The sequence below is a fragment of the Mycobacterium sp. 852002-50816_SCH5313054-b genome, from assembly GCF_001667185.1.
In the GTDB taxonomy this organism is placed as follows: domain Bacteria; phylum Actinomycetota; class Actinomycetes; order Mycobacteriales; family Mycobacteriaceae; genus Mycobacterium.
In genome coordinates, this window is sequence record NZ_LZIC01000019.1 from 43208 (window position 1) to 60012 (window position 16805).

A 16805-nucleotide genomic window follows, 5' to 3' on the forward strand; every position below is an offset into this window, starting at 1 on the left:
TACATTTCTTCGACAGTCGCACAAGAGGTGTAATAGTCAGCGGGTGTGGGCGGCGAAGAATTGCCACAGGGCCTGGCTCGCGAACGGCGGCCACTCGTGCCCGCCCCCGTCGACGGTGACGAGCACGACGCTGCGGCCCTCGGCGCAGCCGGCCGTCGACGTGGCCACCGGGCCGCTGGTGGTGACGGCCGGGGCGCCGCACTGATCGACGTTGCGCCAGAACGCATTCACGTCCGGCACCGACGGGCCGTTGATGACGCTGAAGCCCTGCCCGCCGCCGTACGGGACGAGTCGATCGGTGGTGCCGTGAATGTGCATGACCGACGTCGGGCGCGGGGCCCGACACGCGTTCAGCTGCGTGCCGGCAACCGGGCCGATCGCGGCGAAAATGTCGGTGGTGCACGCCAGCGTGAAGGACATGATGGCGCCGTTGCTCATGCCGGTCGCATAGACCCTGGCGGGGTCGACGCCCAGGTTCCTGGCGATGTCGGCGACGGCCGCTTTGATGAAGCCGACGTCGTCGACGCCGTCCCGTCCGGACCGGCCGCAGCAGGTTTCCCCGTCGACGTTCCAGGCCCGGCCGAGGCCATCCGGGTAGGCGACGAGGAACTTGCCCGAATCGGCCAGACCGTCCCATTGGTAGTCCCTTTCGACCTGCCTGCCGCTGCCCGAATAGCCGTGCATCACCACCACCAGCGGAGCCGAGGCGGGCACGCCGACGGGCTGGTACAGCCGATAGCTGCGGTCGAGGCCGCCGACCTTGATGTGGTGCAGACTGGTCCCGGTCACGAAGCCCGACGGCGGATCGGACCACGACGAGCAACCCGCGACCAGGAGAATCACTCCGACGAGCGTCGCGATCCGACCGAGCATGGGCCGGGAGGTCAGCTGCCGGTCTTTTCCCGCAGGAACGCGATGTCGTCCTTGCGGCCCTCGTCGGCGGTTTCGCAGATGACGGGGGCGTCGGCGGCCTTGACCACCGCGGCGAGTACCTCGGGATCGATGTGCCCGGTGCCGAAATTGGCGTGCCGGTCGGCGCCCGAGCCCGCCGCGTCGCGCGAGTCGTTGCAGTGCACCAGGTCGATGCGGCCGGTCAGCGCCTTGATCCGGTCGACCGCGTCGATCAGCTCCTCACCCGCGGCCCACGCGTGGCAGGTGTCCAGGCAGAAGCCAATTCCCTTGTCCCCGATGCGATCCCACAGCCTGCCGATGGTGTCGAAATACCGGGCCATCGCGTGGTCGCCGCCCGCGGTGTTCTCCAGGTACACCTGCACATCGGTTTCGAGGTAGTCCAGCGCCTTGACCCAGCGCTCGAAGCCGGCCTCCATGTCGTTGTCGTCGGCGTGGCCGCCGTGCACGATCACCGCGGTCGCGTTGATCTCCGACGCGGCGTCGCAGGTGTCCTGCAGGATCTTGCGCGACGGGATGCGGATGCGGTTGTTCGCCGAGGCCACGTTGATGAGGTACGGCGCGTGGACGTACAGCGGGATGGTCGACGCCTTCAGCGCCTCGGCGTCGTCGCGCGGCTTGGGCTTCTTCCAGCTCTGCGGGTTGCCGAGGAAGAACTGCACCGCGTCGGCGCCGTCGGCCTGCGCGGCGGCCAAGGGATCGTCCTGGTGGACGTGCGAACCGATGAGCACGGTGGCCATTGTAGTGAGCCGTGCCGACGGGGAGCCTGCTAACCGAGCCCGGCGTCGACGAGCAGCTGCGGTAGCCCGTATTGGGTGCACAGGGCGCGGACCGCCGCGATATGGTCTCCCGCGTCTTTCGCCAGCCCGGCAGCGGTGAGAGTTTCGGCCAACAACAGGCGGGCGTGCAGGGCCGCCAGCGGCCGAGCGGTCGGGTCGATTCCGGCGAGCAGAGCGCCGGCGCGCCGGCAGGCCCGGTCGCGGTCGTCGCGGGTGCGGCTTCGCGAGAGCAGGCGGATGCCGGAGGCCTCGTCCAGCTCGGCTGCGATGGTCGCGATGCCGTTGGAACCATGAAAGACGCGGCGCACGGCTTGCAGCCGGGCGGCCTCCGGCGGGGCGATCGGCAGCTGCAATCTGACCCGTTCGTGGTTGATGGCGGCCGCCAGCCGCGGCAACCCCAACCTCTGGGCCACCGTCATACCCGCGTCGAGGCGGCTGCCCGCCGCATCGCGATCCCCCTGGGCGGCTTTGATTCTGGCGCTGACGGCGTATTGCGCCACCAGGTAATCGACGGCGCCGGCTTCGGGTCCGAGCCGGTAGCTCTCCTCGAGTAGGTCCGCCGCCTCAGCGAATCCGCCCATCTCGTAGAGCAATTCGCCGAGCAGCGCTCCAGCGTGTCGCGCCGCCTGCGATTCCCGCCCCACCGCCGCGCCGATTTCGAATGCCTTCCGGAAGCTGCGCAGCGCGCGAGGGATGTCGAGCTGATGTCGAGCGGCAATGCCCTCCCAGCAGCTGTGGTAGCCCGCGGCGGCCCCCTCGTCGTAGGGCGCCGCCCATTCCAATGCCCGATGGGCCGCCTCGAAGTCGAAGCGATAGATCCCCGCGAATGCCGCGACGGTCGCCGTCGCCTGGGGCAGCACCGGGCGCAGGGTTTTTGGCCTCGATATCACCCGGGCCACCAGATGGGCCAGGCCCTCGACCCGGTCGGCGTTCATTTGTGCCACCGCCCGCAACACGTCGGCCTCCAGGGTGAGGTCTGCCCGCTTCTCCGCGGGCAGGTCTGACTTCGATATGGCGCCGGCGACGCGGTCGAGTGCGGCCTCGATGGCGGCGGGGCGCTGCAGCAGAATATTGGCCGCGGCGATGGAAAGGTTCAGCCGCGGCCGCGAATTCACCAGTTGCGTGGGTAGCTTGTCGATGATGCCGAGATAGGTTGTCATGCGTGATCGGTTGACCGATCCAATCGTTCTGTCCCGCTCGACGAGGTCGACCGCCCGGGTGGCCTCCCCCGCGGCCAGCGCGTGATCGACGGCATAACTGAGGTAGCCGTGCTCGGCGAACCAGTCCGATGCGGTGCGGTGCAGGCGTTTCAGGCGATCGGGGCTATCGCGCTCAAGGCGGCGCCGCAGGAATCCGGCGAACATCTGGTGATAGCGAAACCACGGCGGGTCGTCATCGGTGCGCCGCAGGAACAGACCGCGTCGCTCGACGTCCTCGAGCACGTCCCGCCCGCCGTCGACCCCGGCCAACACCGATGCGAGCTCCCCACAGGTTCGCTCGGTGATCGACGTCGCCCAGAGGAAGTCGAGCAATTCGGGCTCCAGGGTGTTGAGCACATTTTCGGCGAGAAGTTCACCGACCACCTCGTTGTCCCCCGACATTCGCCGCAGCAGGCCCGAGGCGTCGCCGTCGCCGCGCAGCGACAGCCGCGCCAGCTGCAGGGCGGCGACCCATCCGTCCGTCGAGGCGGTCAAGGCCGCCACGTCGCTATCCGCCAGCCCGGCAATGTCCTTCAGCAGCGCTTGCGCCTCATCGGCATCGAAACGAAGGTTGTCACAATCGATTTCGACCAGTTCGTCACGAAGTCGCAACTTACTCAACGGCAACCGGGCGCGCGACCAGCTGTTCACGATGAATTGCAGGTGATGCGAACCATGGTCGATCAGGTAACGCAGAGCCTCGGTCGTACGGCTGTGCGATACCCGCTGCCAATCGTCGATCACCAGCGTGACCGGGGTACCGATCTCGTCGATCTCGTCGATCAGCGACGTCAACACGTAGCGCACCGCCTCCTCCCCGCGCTCTTCAAGGACCTGCCCCAACGAGGCGGCCACGGCGGGATGGACCCGTCGGATCGCCTCGAGCACATGCGCGAGGAACCACACCACGTTGTTGTCATCGTCATCGACCGTCAACCAGGCCACCGCCACACCGGAGCTGCTCAGTTCCGCTCGCCACTGCTCCACCAGCGTGGTCTTGCCAAACCCCGAGGGCGCATAAATCAGGATCAGCCGCCGGCGCCCGGCTGCGCATAGGACGGCCATCAACTTGTGGCGAGTGACCAACGACAGCACCGCGACCGGGGGGCGGAATTTCGTCGCCGGCGCCGGCGGCGGGCGTGAATGCAAGTCGCCCATCGATTCTCACCGTCCTCGACGGCCGCAAAGCGGGGATGCGCCCTGATTGACCATGTCACGATACCGCGAATGCCCTGGGGCATCGGGAGATCGAGGCAACGAAAGAGCCCCGGGCCTTGCCCGGGGCTCTTTCGTGTGTTGACTAGCGGTAGTCGCTGTATCCGTAGTCGTCCAGCGGGACCGCGGCCCCGGTGGCCTGGCCGAAGTCCGGGCTGTAGTAGTGATCCTCGTAGGACGGGATCGTGTACGCCGCGGCGCGGGCCTCCTCGGTGGGCTGCACCGCGATGTTGCGGTACCGGTTGATGCCGGTACCCGCCGGGATCAGCTTTCCGATGATCACGTTCTCCTTCAGACCCTGCAGCTTGTCGCTGCGGCAGTTGATCGCCGCATCGGTCAGCACGCGCGTGGTCTCCTGGAACGACGCCGCCGACAGCCACGAGTCGGTGGCCAGCGACGCCTTGGTGATACCCATCAGCACCGGGCGACCGTCGGCGGGCTCGCCGCCCTCGGCCACCACCCGGCGGTTCGAAGCCTCGAACTCCGCGCGGTCGATCAGCGAACCGGGCAGGAACTCCGTCGCGCCCGAGTCGATGATGGTCACGCGGCGCAGCATCTGGCGGACGATCACCTCGATGTGCTTGTCGTGGATCGACACACCCTGGGCGCGGTAGACCTCCTGGACCTCGCGGACCAGGTGGATCTGCACCTCCCGGGGGCCCTGCACGCGCAGCACCTCGTGCGGGTCGGCCGAGCCTTCCATCAGCTGCTGACCCACCTCGACGTGGTCGCCGTCGGACAACACCTTCTCGGAGCCGTCCTCGTGCTTGAACACACGCAGCCGCTGCCGCTTGGAGAGCTTGTCGTAGACGACCTCCTCGCCGCCGTCGTCGGGAACGATGGTGATCTTGTAGAAGCGCTCGCCGTCCTCGAGGCGGACGCGGCCGGTGACATCGGCGATGGGCGCCTTGCCGCGCGGCACGCGGGCCTCGAACAGCTCCTGCACACGGGGCAGACCGCCGGTGATGTCCTCACCGACACCACCCTGGTGGAAGGTCCGCATGGTCAGCTGCGTGCCCGGCTCACCGATGGACTGGGCCGCCACGATGCCGACGGCCTCGCCGATGTCGACCAGCTTGCCGGTGGCCATCGAGCGCCCGTAACAGGTCGCGCACACCCCGGTGCCGGTGGTGCAGGTCAGCACCGAGCGCACCTTGATCTGCGTGATGCCCGCCGCCAGCAGGGCGTCGATCGACGGATCGCCCAGGTCCTCGCCGCGCGCGACGACGACGTTGCCGGCCTCGTCGACCGCGTCGGTCCCCAAAGTCCGCGCGTACGCCGAAGTTTCGATGTACGGGTCACGGATCAGGGTGCCGTCGGGCTGACGCTCGGCCAGCTCGACCACGATGCCGCGCTCGGTCTGACAGTCGTGCTCGCGGACGATGACGTCCTGGCTCACGTCCACCAGGCGACGGGTCAGGTAGCCCGAGTCGGCGGTGCGCAACGCGGTGTCCGCCAGGCCCTTTCGGGCGCCGTGGGTGTTGATGAAGTACTCCAGCACGGTCAGGCCCTCACGGAAGGAAGACTTGACCGGACGCGGGATGAACTCACCCTTCGGGTTGGTCACCAGACCCTTCATGCCGGCCAGCGTTCGGGTCTGGGTGAAGTTACCCGTGGCGCCCGAGTCGACGATCGTGATGATCGGGTTGTCGGCGGGGTAGTGCTCGCGGAGCGCCTGACCCACCTCGTCGGTGGCTTCCTTCCAGATCTCGACCAGCGCCTCGTTGCGCTCGTCGTGGTTCAAAGCACCGCGCTGAAACTGCTTTTCGACCTTGTCCGCCCGATCCTCGTACTGGTCGAGGATCTCCTTCTTGCGCGGCGGCACCAACACGTCGGCCATCGAAACCGTCACACCGCTGCGGGTCGCCCAGTGGAAGCCGGCGTCCTTCAGCTTGTCGACGGTCTGCGCGACCACGATCATCGGGTAGCGCTCGGCCAGGTCGTTGATGATGGCGGCCTGCACCTTCTTGTGCATCTGCTTGTTCACGAACGGGTACCCCAGCGGCAGCAGCTCGTTGAACAGCACCCGGCCCAGCGTCGTGTCGGCCAGCCACGCGTCGCCGGGCTGCCAACCGTTGGCACCGAAGCGCTCGGCCTCGATCTCGGCCGGCGGACGCAGCTGGGTCAGCCGCACCTTGATCTTGGCGCGCACCGAGAGCAAACCGCGGTCCGACGCCATGATCGCCTCGGCCGGCGAGGAGTACACGCCCGCCTCCGGCTGGTCCTTGGCGGCCGGCGAGTATTCGCCTTTGTCGCCGTCGACCTCGGTGGTCAGGAAGTACAGGCCGGTCACCATGTCCAGTCGGGGCATGGCCAGCGGGCGGCCGGAGGCCGGCGACAGGATGTTGTTGGAGGACAGCATCAGGATGCGGGCCTCGGCCTGCGCCTCCGCGCTCAGCGGCAGGTGCACGGCCATCTGGTCGCCGTCAAAGTCGGCGTTGAAGGCCTCACACACCAACGGGTGCAGCTGAATCGCCTTGCCCTCCACCAGCATCGGCTCGAAGGCCTGGATGCCCAGCCGGTGCAGGGTGGGTGCGCGGTTCAGCAGCACCGGGTGCTCGGCGATGACCTCCTCGAGCACGTCCCACACCTGGGGACGCTGACGCTCGACCATCCGCTTGGCGCTCTTGATGTTCTGCGCGTGGTTGAGGTCGACGAGCCGCTTCATCACGAACGGCTTGAACAGCTCCAGCGCCATCAGCTTGGGCAGGCCGCACTGGTGCAGCTTGAGCTGCGGGCCCACCACGATGACCGAACGGCCGGAGTAGTCGACGCGCTTACCGAGCAGGTTCTGGCGGAACCGGCCCTGCTTGCCCTTGAGCAGATCCGACAGCGACTTCAGCGGACGGTTGCCCGGCCCGGTGACCGGACGCCCGCGGCGGCCGTTGTCGAACAGCGCGTCCACCGACTCCTGCAGCATCCGCTTCTCGTTGTTGACGATGATCTCGGGCGCACCGAGGTCGATCAGCCTCTTGAGCCGGTTGTTGCGGTTGATCACGCGGCGGTACAGGTCGTTCAGGTCGCTGGTCGCGAACCGGCCACCGTCGAGCTGGACCATCGGGCGCAGCTCCGGCGGGATGACCGGCACGGCGTCCAGGACCATGCCCATCGGCGAGTTGCCCGACTGCTGGAAGGCGGCGACCACCTTCAGCCGCTTCAGCGCGCGAAGCTTCTTCTGCCCCTTGCCGCTTCGGATGACCTCGCGCAGCGAGTCGGCCTCGGCGTCGATGTCGAAGTTCTCGATCAGCTTCTGGATCGACTCCGCACCCATGGCGCCGGTGAAGTACTCGCCGTAACGGTCGACGATCTCGCGGTAGAGGTTCTCGTCGACGATGAGCTGCTTGGGGGCCAGCTTGGTGAAGGTGGTCCAGATGTCCTCCAGCCGGTCCAGCTCGCGCTGGGCACGGTCGCGGATCTGGCGCATCTCGCGCTCGCCGCCGTCCCGAACCTTGCGCCGGGCATCGGCTTTGGCACCCTCGGCCTCCAGCTCGGCCAGGTCGGCCTCCAGCTTCTGCGCCCGGGCCTCCAGATCGGCGTCGCGCTGGTCCTCAACACCCTTGCGCTCCACCATCATCTCGGCCTCGAGCGTGGACAGCTCGTTGTGCCGCATCTCGTCGTCGACCGACGTGATCACGTACGCCGCGAAGTAGATGATCTTCTCGAGGTCCTTCGGGGCGAGGTCGAGCAGATACCCCAGCCGCGACGGCACACCCTTGAAGTACCAGATGTGCGTGACCGGAGCGGCCAGCTCGATGTGGCCCATCCGCTCACGGCGCACCTTGGCGCGGGTCACCTCGACGCCGCAGCGCTCACAGATGATGCCCTTGAAGCGGACGCGCTTGTATTTGCCGCAGTAGCACTCCCAGTCGCGAGTCGGTCCGAAGATCTTCTCGCAGAACAGGCCGTCCTTCTCAGGCTTGAGCGTGCGGTAGTTGATCGTCTCCGGCTTTTTGACCTCGCCGTAAGACCATTGCCGGATGTCCTCCGCGGTGGCCAAGCCGATGCGGAGTTCATCGAAGAAGTTGACGTCGAGCACGTAACTCCCTTTCCCCTTGCGGGTTTAGTAACTAATTAAGCCAAGTCCTCAACAGAGGCGGATTCGTTGCGGGACAGGTTGATTCCCAAGTTGGCCGCGGCCCGCTCGAGATCCTCGTCCTCGCCCTCGCGCAGCTCGATCGCCGCACCGTCGGACGACAGCACCTCGACGTTGAGGCACAGCGACTGCAGCTCCTTGAGCAGCACCTTGAACGACTCGGGGATGCCCGGCTCGGGGATGTTCTCGCCCTTGACGATCGCCTCGTACACCTTGACCCGGCCGACGGTGTCGTCGGACTTGATGGTCAACAGCTCCTGCAGCGTGTACGCGGCGCCGTAGGCCTGCATGGCCCAGCACTCCATCTCACCGAACCGCTGGCCACCGAACTGCGCCTTACCGCCCAGCGGCTGCTGGGTGATCATCGAGTACGGGCCGGTGGAGCGGGCGTGGATCTTGTCGTCCACCAGGTGGTGCAGCTTCATGATGTACATGAAGCCGACGGTCACCGGGTACGGGAACGGCTCGCCGCTGCGGCCGTCGAACAGCACCGCCTTGCCGTCACCGTTGACCAGCACCTCGCCGTCGCGGTTGGGCAACGTCGCCGACAGCAGCCCCTGCAGCTCACCCTCCTGCGCGCCGTCGAACACCGGTGTCGACACGATGGCGTTGGGCTCCGCGTGCAGCAGGTCCTCCGGCAGGTTGCCGGCCCAGTCCGGGACGCCCTTGCCGGTGTCGACCTTCCAGCCGCTGTGCGCGCACCAGCCGAGGTGCGTTTCCAGGATCTGGCCGATGTTCATCCGTCGCGGCACACCGTGGGTGTTCAGGATGATGTCCACCGGGGTGCCGTCCGGCAGGAACGGCATGTCCTCCTGCGCCAGGATCTTTCCGATCACGCCCTTGTTGCCGTGCCGGCCCGCCAGCTTGTCGCCGTCGGAGATCTTCCGCTTCTGGGCCACGTAGACGCGGACCAGTTCGTTGACACCGGCCGGCAGCTCGTCGTCGTCCTCGCGGGAGAACACCCGGATGCCGATGACCTTGCCGGACTCGCCGTGCGGCACCTTCAGCGAGGTGTCGCGGACCTCGCGGGCCTTCTCGCCGAAGATCGCCCGCAGCAGCCGCTCCTCCGGAGTCAGCTCGGTCTCACCCTTCGGGGTTACCTTGCCGACCAGGATGTCGCCGTCGCGGACCTCGGCACCGATCCGCACGATGCCCCGCTCGTCCAGGTCTGCCAGCACCTCGTCGGAGACGTTCGGGATGTCCCGGGTGATCTCCTCGGCGCCCAGCTTGGTGTCGCGGGCATCGATCTCGTGCTCCTCGATGTGGATCGAGGTGAGCACGTCCTCTTCGACCAGGCGGTTGGAGAGGATGATCGCGTCCTCGTAGTTGTGGCCTTCCCACGGCATGATCGCGACCAGCAGGTTCTTGCCCAGCGCCATCTCGCCGTTCTCGGTGCAGGGACCGTCGGCGATGACCTGGCCGGCCTCGACGCGGTCGCCCGCGTCCACGATCGGCGACTGGTTGGCGCACGTGCCGTGGTTGGAGCGGGCGAACTTGCGCATCCGGTAGGTGTGCCGGGTGCCGTCGTCGGCCATCACGGTGATGTAGTCGGCGGAGACCTCCTCGATCACCCCGGCCTTGTCCGCGACGACGACGTCGCCGGCGTCGATCGCGGCGCGCAGCTCCATGCCGGTGCCCACCAGCGGCGCCTCGCTGCGCACCAGCGGAACCGCCTGGCGCTGCATGTTGGCGCCCATCAGGGCACGGTTGGCGTCGTCGTGCTCGAGGAACGGGATCATGGCCGTGGCCACCGACACCATCTGGCGCGGCGACACGTCCATGTAGTCCACCTCGGACGAGGGCACGTATTCGACCTCGCCCGCCTTGCGGCGGACCAAGACGCGGCCCTCGACGAACCGGCCGTCGGCGTCGATCGGCGAGTTGGCCTGCGCCACCACGTGGCGGTCCTCCTCGTCGGCGGTCAGGTAGTGGATCTCGTCAGTGACGACCCCGTCCACAACCTTCCGATAAGGCGTCTCGATGAACCCGAACGGGTTGACCCTGGCGTACACCGACAGCGAGCCGATCAGACCGATGTTCGGACCCTCCGGGGTCTCGATCGGGCACATGCGGCCGTAGTGCGAAGGGTGCACGTCGCGGACCTCGAGGCCGGCGCGCTCACGGGACAGACCGCCGGGGCCCAGCGCCGACAGGCGGCGCTTGTGGGTCAGACCCGACAGCGGGTTGTTCTGGTCCATGAACTGCGACAGCTGGCTGGTGCCGAAGAACTCCTTGATCGCGGCGACGACCGGCCGGATGTTGATCAGCGTCTGCGGCGTGATCGCCTCGACGTCCTGAGTGGTCATCCGTTCCCGGACGACGCGCTCCATCCTGGACATGCCGACCCGGATCTGGTTCTGGATCAGCTCACCGACCGTGCGCAGCCGGCGGTTGCCGAAGTGGTCGATGTCGTCGGTCTCCACCGGCACCTCGACGCCGCCGGGGACGGTCATCAGGGCCTGCCCCTCGTGCAGGCGGACTAGGTACTCGATGGTGGCGACGACGTCCTCTTCGGTCAGCGTCGTCGCGGTGATCGGGTCCTTGGTGTTCAGGCCCAGCTTCTTGTTGACCTTGTAGCGACCCACCCGGGCCAGGTCGTAGCGCTTCTCCTTGAAGAACAGGTTCTCCAGCAGGGTCTGCGCGGACTCCTTGGTCGGCGGCTCGCCCGGACGCAGCTTGCGGTAAATGTCCAGCAGCGCCTCGTCGGTGCCGGCGGTGTTGTCCTTCTCCAGCGTCGACATCATGATCTCGGAGAAGCCGAACCGCTCGGTGATCCGCTCGGCGGTCCAGCCCAGCGCCTTGAGCAGCACGGTGACCGGCTGGCGGCGCTTGCGGTCGATGCGCACGCCGACGGTGTCGCGCTTGTCGACGTCGAACTCGAGCCAGGCGCCGCGGCTGGGGATCACCTTGACGCTGTGCAGCGTCTTCTCGGTGGACTTGTCGATCGTCTCGTCGAAGTACACGCCGGGCGAACGCACCAGCTGGCTGACGACGACGCGCTCGGTCCCGTTGATGATGAAGGTGCCCTTCTCGGTCATCATCGGGAAGTCGCCCATGAACACCGTCTGGCTCTTGATCTCGCCGGTGTTGTTGTTGATGAACTCGGCCGTGACGAACAGCGGCGCCGCGTAGGTCATGTCCTTGTCTTTGCATTCGTCGACCGGCGCCTTGACCTCGTCAAAGCGGGGGTCGGAGAAAGACAGCGACATCGAGCCCGAGAAGTCCTCGATCGGCGACAGCTCGTAGAGGACCTCTTCCAGGCCACCCATCGGGCTGGCATCCCCGCGGTTTGCGGCGCCCTCGCGCCAGTGCGGCGAGCCGATCAACCACTCGAAGGAGTCGGTCTGCACGTCAAGAAGCCCCGGAACCTCGAGCGGTTCGCGGAGCTTGGCGAAGGAGACTCGGTTAGGTGCCCCGGGCACGGAGCCATTCGTGGAACTTTTTTGGCGACGCTTGCTCTGGCGGGAATCTGCCAAGATGCATCCTTCCAGCACCTCGTGCGACTCACGGGAACCGGGGCAACCGGCTGCGTTCGCCGCATCAATTTTGTCGGTATGGCTGGCGAACGATCTGCCCAGATCTCACGCGCACAACTAAATAGCTAAGCCGCGGGTGGGGGCTCAGGCTAAGACCACGATGTCAGGTGGCGGGTGAGGTGGGCAGGAAGTAGCCAGCGCAACGTCCAACAATAGCGCAGGCGCGCGCATTCCTCAACTACCCACAACAATCTGCCCAGGGACATCGGCGCTGGCTGGCAAATCGACTTTCCCGTAGGCACATGCTGCCCAACAGACTGACCCGTTTACGCCGCGTCGTCAAGAGGGCGGGGCGGCAAGTTGCGCCGAGTTATCGCAAAATTCTCGGGCCGGGCCGCCGGATGCGCCTGCGGCGCGCTATTCGCCGCCAAACTCGTGCGCCCGGTATTTGTGGGTGCCCTCCAGGTCGTCGAGGATCGCCGCCTGGGCCTTCTTGGGCAGCGTGTGCATCAACTCGCGCACCCGGGCCTGGCGCCGCGCGACGGCTTTGCGCTCGGGCATGCCGGGCGACGCCACGATCTGCGGCGGCACGCCCTCGACTTCCTCGACACCGCCCGCGTGCTGACCCGCGTCCAGCGCGGCCTGCTCTTCGGCCATGGTGGCTTCGTCCTTTTCCTCGGACATGCCGATGGGGCCGATGCGGCGGCCGTTGAGGAATTGCCGCACCACCGGCTCGTCGCTGGTCAGCAGCACCTCGCGCGGACCGAACATGACCAGCTTGCGCCGGAACAGCATGCCCATGTTGTCCGGCACCGTGCGGGCGATGTTGATGTTGTGCGTCACGATCAGGACGGTGGCGTCGATCTGGGCGTTGATGTCGAGGATCAGCTGGCTCAGGTAAGCGGTACGAACCGGGTCCAGACCGGAGTCGGGCTCGTCGCACAGGATGATCTGCGGGTCCATCACCAGCGCCCGGGCCAGGCTGGCGCGCTTGCGCATACCGCCGGAGATCTCACCGGGGAACTTCTTCTCGTCGCCGCCCAGCCCCACCAGGCTCAGCTTCTCCATGACGATGTCACGGATCTCGCCTTCCTTCTTCTTGGTGTGCTCGCGCAGCGGGAACGCGGCGTTGTCGAACAGGTTCATCGAGCCGAACAGCGCGCCGTCCTGGAACATCACGCCGAACAGCGTGCGGATCTCGTAGAGCTCCTTGGCCGAACATTCCAGGATGTCCGTGCCGTCGATCATGATCGAGCCGCGCTCGGGCCGCAGCAGACCGATGAGGGACTTCAGGAACACCGATTTGCCGGTACCCGACGGCCCCAGCAGGACGCTGACCTCCCCGGCGGGGATATCCAACGACACGTCTTCCCAGATTCTCGAGGGACCGAAGGACTTGGTAAGTCCCCTCACCTCGATAGCGACGCCCATGGGAGATCCTTCCGTCGACGCTTGTGCCCGCCACCTGCCCTTTTCTGTGGCATGAGTCACTGTAGCGCACGCTCCCGGGACCGCATCAGGGTTGGACGGCACCGCCGGCAAAAATTGGCCGAGCTGAGATCGGAGCGGGCGTCGCCGGTGGGCGTTATTGACGCGGGTGTTAGCCAGCCGGCGCCCAGTTGCCGTGGAAACCCATCGGAACCCGCTGCGGCAGATGCACGGTAGCCACCGATTCGAGGGTCTGCGCATCCAGCAGCACCAATTGCCCTTCGTCGCGGTCGCGGTGGTAGGCGTAGCCCATCAGGATGCCGTCGTCCTCGGCGCGGCCCTCCGGGTTGCCGACGAATGACATCTCGCCGAGCGAAAGGGCCGGGTCGAGCGCGGCGACCTCGCGCGACCCGGTCGCGTAGTCGTGCTTGTAGAGCCCCGGCTCGGCGCCCTGGAAGGAGGCGCCGATGGTGTAGCCGAAGCGGTGCCGCCCGCCCAGCAGGGCTTCGTTGATGCGGGGGAATTCCTGCGGCCGGTCGTCGCGGCATTCGGTGCTGACGGCGCCGGTCGCCAGGTTGATGGTCCAGCGGTCCAGCGTGGGCGGGGCTTCGCCGGGGCCGCGCCGGTCGCGGTCGAACATCCGCGCGTAGCGCACCACGTCGAGCACCAAAACCTCGGCGCCGTCCCGCATTTCGGAATAGGCGTTGAGCGGGTGGTAGACGTAGCAGGGTTCGATGTCGAACCAGCGGATGTCTTTGTCGCCGCCCTCGCGGGGCATCACCCCGATGCGCGCCGGGTAGTTCGGGTTCCAGGCGTACGGCATCCGGTCGGAGTGCTTCGGGTCGCGGTTCATCATCGCGTGGACCGGGCCCGGCACCCGGACGCGTCCGACCAGCGACTGCATCACCAGCCGGGCCGGCGCCGACAGCCAGCGCGGCATGTTCGCCGGCAGCGCCTGCGCGGCGTCGAACGTCACCGGCAGGTCGTAGATCACCACATATTTGTCGGTCAGCGAGAAGTCGTGCATCATCGGCGACCCGGACACCTTGATGTCGACGGTGCGGCGGGCCCGCCCTCCGGTGTCGATCACCGAGTACTGCACGGTTCGCCCGCGGGCGAACGAGTAGGACACCGCGTGCAGTTCGCCGGTGCGCGGATCGCGGTGCGGATGAGCGGTGTAGCCACCGGCCAGCGTGCCGTCGAAGTCGCACGTGCCGACGGTGTCGAGCTCCTCGGTCAGCTCGTAGTTGGCGACGCCGCCCTCAACGAGCGCCAGGGTCCGTCCCGCGTGGGTCAGCGCGTTGGTGTTGGCGCCCAGCGAGAGCATGCCCGCCCGCGGGTCGAGCCGGGCCGGGGCCGGCTCGCCGAGGCCGGTGCACACCGACAGGCTGCGCACCCAGCGGTTGCGGTACCAGTTGGCCTTGCCGTCGCGCAGCGACACCCCGTGCACCATGCCGTCGCCGCTGAACCAGTGATAGGTGGCCGGGTCGACCTCTTCGGCCGGGTTCGGCCCGTTGCGCAGATACCGCCCGTCGAGGTGCTCGGGGATGCGCCCGGTGACCTCCAGGTCGGTCGCGGTCACCTCGGCGCCCACCGGCGCCAGGAAGCCCTCGAGGTACGGATTCCGGGATTGGGTGGTTTGCACGGATGTCACCGGTAAGCTCCTATAACATTGATATTTCACTGTTATCAGGACAGTACGCCGGTGATGGGAAGATGACAAGGATGACCTCGGAGACCCAACGCAGCGTGCGTGACGAGATGCTGCACGCCGCCGTCGCGCTGCTCGACGAGCACGGGCCGGACGCGCTGCAGACGCGCAGGGTGGCCGGCGCCGCGGGGACCTCGACGATGGCGCTGTACACCCATTTCGGCGGGATGCGGGGCCTGATCGCCGGGGTCGCCGAGGAGGGCCTGCGGCAGTTCGACGCCGCGCTGACGGTGCCCCAGACCGACGACCCGGTCGCCGACCTGTTCACCGTCGGCGCCGCCTATCGGCGCTACGCCATCGAGCGTCCGCACATGTATCGGCTGATGTTCGGCAGCACCAGCGCGCACGGCATCAACGCACCCGCGGGCAACGTCCTGACGCTGACGGTCGCCGAGATCGAACAGCGCATCCCCAGCTTCGCGCACGTGGTGCGCGCGGTGCAGCGGTCGATGCGCGCGGGGCGAATCACCGTCGGCGTCGCCGCCGACGGTGCGCCCGACCAAGCGATAGTGGCCACAGCCGCCCAGTTCTGGGCGTTGGTGCACGGGTTCGTGATGCTCGAACTGGCCGGCTTCTACGGGGAGGACGGCGCGGCCGTCGCACCCGTGCTCGGCTCCCTGACGTCGAATTTCCTTGTGGCTCTGGGAGATTCACCGGAGCGCGTGCGAAAGTCGCAGCGCGCGGCCTTCGGCGTCCGCTGAGCGCACGAAACCCCCGGAAGGGCGTTTCCGGGGGTTTCGTGAAGTAGTGCTACTTGACGGTGACGGTGGCGCCGGCGGCCTCGAGCTTGGCCTTGGCGTCGTCGGCCGCCTCCTTGGCTACCTTCTCCAGCAGCGGCTTGGGCGCGCTGTCGACGAGGTCCTTGGCCTCCTTGAGGCCCAGGCCGGAGACGATCTCGCGGACCACCTTGATGACGCCGATCTTCTTGTCACCGGCGGCCTCGAGGATGACGTCGAATTCCGACTGCTCCTCGGCGGCCTCGGCGGGGGCGCCACCGGCGGCCGGACCGGCGGCGGCGACGGCGACCGGCGCGGCCGCGGTGACCTCAAAGGTCTCTTCGAACTTCTTGACGAAGTCCGAAAGCTCCAACAGGGTCATTTCCTTGAACACGTCGAGCAGGTCGTCGGCAGTCATCTTTGCCATGGGTATGGGTCCTTCCTGGTAATCGGGTGGGGTTATTCGGCTTCGGCCGGTGTCTCGGCCGTTTCAGCCGGTGCCTCGGGGGTTTCTTCGGCGGGTGCCGCCGCTGCTTCTGCGACCGGAGCGGCAGGCTCCGGCTCGGCGGGCTTCTTTTCCTGCAGGGCGGCCAAGAGCCGGGCCATCTGCGAGGTCGGGGCGGCGAACAGGCCGGCGGCCTTGGCGAGGTTGCCCTTCATCGCGCCGGCCAGCTTGGCCAGCAGCACCTCGCGGGACTCGAGGTCCGCGATGCGCTCGACCTCGGCGACCGTCAGCGGGTGGCCATCCATGTAGCCGCCCTTGATGACCAGGGCCTTGTTGTCCTTGGCGAAGGTCTTGATGGCCTTGGCGGCGTCGACCGGCTCGCCGCTGACGAACGCGATCGCCGTCGGGCCGGCGAACAGCTCGTCGAGGCCCTCGATGCCGGCGTCGGCGGCCGCCCGCTTGATCAGGGTGTTCTTGGCCACCGTGTAGGTGGCCGATCCCGCCAGCGACCTGCGCAGCTCGGCCAGGTTGGCCACGGTCAGACCGCGGTATTCGGTGATCAGGGTGGCCGTCGAGTCCTTGAACTGCTCCGCGATGTCTGCGACGGCGGTGGCCTTGTCAGCCCTGGCCATGCATACCTCCTGTCAGTGAAAGTCTTCTGCGATCACCGGAGAACGACGAACGCCCCGGCGCAGGAAGCGGCCGGGGCGTGAAATTCGCCGGCGTGCGCCGGCGTGGTGCCTCGTCCTCCTGCGTGGGCCGCCGGGATGTTCCCGGACCTTCAACCGATTGCTCGGTGACCGACGGTCTTCGGTGGATCGCCACCACAATAGC

General features: G+C 67.3%; 10 protein-coding genes. 1 reads left to right on the top strand and 9 read right to left on the bottom strand.

All coding sequences use genetic code 11. The features are described 5' to 3' along the window. Positions 1-36: 36 nt before the first annotated feature. The 7 genes from A5787_RS02565 to A5787_RS02595 form a co-directional block, all read right to left on the bottom strand. Positions 37-873, bottom strand: coding sequence for a PHB depolymerase family esterase (locus tag A5787_RS02565; protein WP_066961134.1), 837 nt, complete (start codon positions 871-873; stop codon positions 37-39). A gap of 11 nt (positions 874-884) precedes the next feature. Further along, entirely contained in the window at positions 885-1640 is a 756-nt protein-coding gene (locus A5787_RS02570; RefSeq protein WP_066961303.1) for a deoxyribonuclease IV, read from the bottom strand. A 38-nt stretch (positions 1641-1678) separates the two neighbouring features. Beyond that, positions 1679-4045, bottom strand: a complete 2367-nt coding sequence (locus A5787_RS02575; RefSeq protein WP_066961137.1) for an AAA family ATPase — start codon at positions 4043-4045, stop codon at positions 1679-1681. Between the two features lie 142 nt (positions 4046-4187). After that, positions 4188-8138, bottom strand: a complete 3951-nt coding sequence (locus A5787_RS02580) for a DNA-directed RNA polymerase subunit beta' (protein ID WP_066961140.1) — start codon at positions 8136-8138, stop codon at positions 4188-4190. A gap of 35 nt (positions 8139-8173) precedes the next feature. After that, complete coding sequence (locus tag A5787_RS02585; protein ID WP_066961306.1) at positions 8174-11671, bottom strand: DNA-directed RNA polymerase subunit beta; 3498 nt, start codon at positions 11669-11671, stop codon at positions 8174-8176. 417 nt (positions 11672-12088) lie between these two features. Continuing rightward, a complete protein-coding gene (locus A5787_RS02590) occupies positions 12089-13102 on the bottom strand; it encodes an ABC transporter ATP-binding protein (protein WP_066961143.1) in 1014 nt (337 codons plus the stop codon). A 169-nt stretch (positions 13103-13271) separates the two neighbouring features. After that, a complete protein-coding gene (locus tag A5787_RS02595; RefSeq protein WP_066961146.1) occupies positions 13272-14753 on the bottom strand; it encodes a carotenoid oxygenase family protein in 1482 nt (493 codons plus the stop codon). Positions 14754-14824: 71 nt separating this feature from the next. Here A5787_RS02595 and A5787_RS02600 point away from each other — a divergent pair, with 71 nt between their 5' ends. Further along, entirely contained in the window at positions 14825-15511 is a 687-nt protein-coding gene (locus A5787_RS02600; RefSeq protein ID WP_066961148.1) for a TetR/AcrR family transcriptional regulator, read from the top strand. Positions 15512-15560: 49 nt separating this feature from the next. On the opposite strand, the gene rplL is transcribed toward A5787_RS02600, so the two are convergent. Continuing rightward, positions 15561-15953 (bottom strand): 50S ribosomal protein L7/L12, encoded by a 393-nt coding sequence (gene rplL, locus A5787_RS02605; RefSeq protein WP_066961154.1) that lies wholly within the window; start codon positions 15951-15953, stop codon positions 15561-15563. Between the two features lie 32 nt (positions 15954-15985). Next, positions 15986-16603 carry a 50S ribosomal protein L10 gene (gene rplJ, locus A5787_RS02610; RefSeq protein ID WP_066961157.1) on the bottom strand — a complete coding sequence of 206 codons (618 nt, stop codon included), beginning with the start codon at positions 16601-16603 and terminating at the stop codon, positions 15986-15988. Positions 16604-16805: the final 202 nt, after the last annotated feature.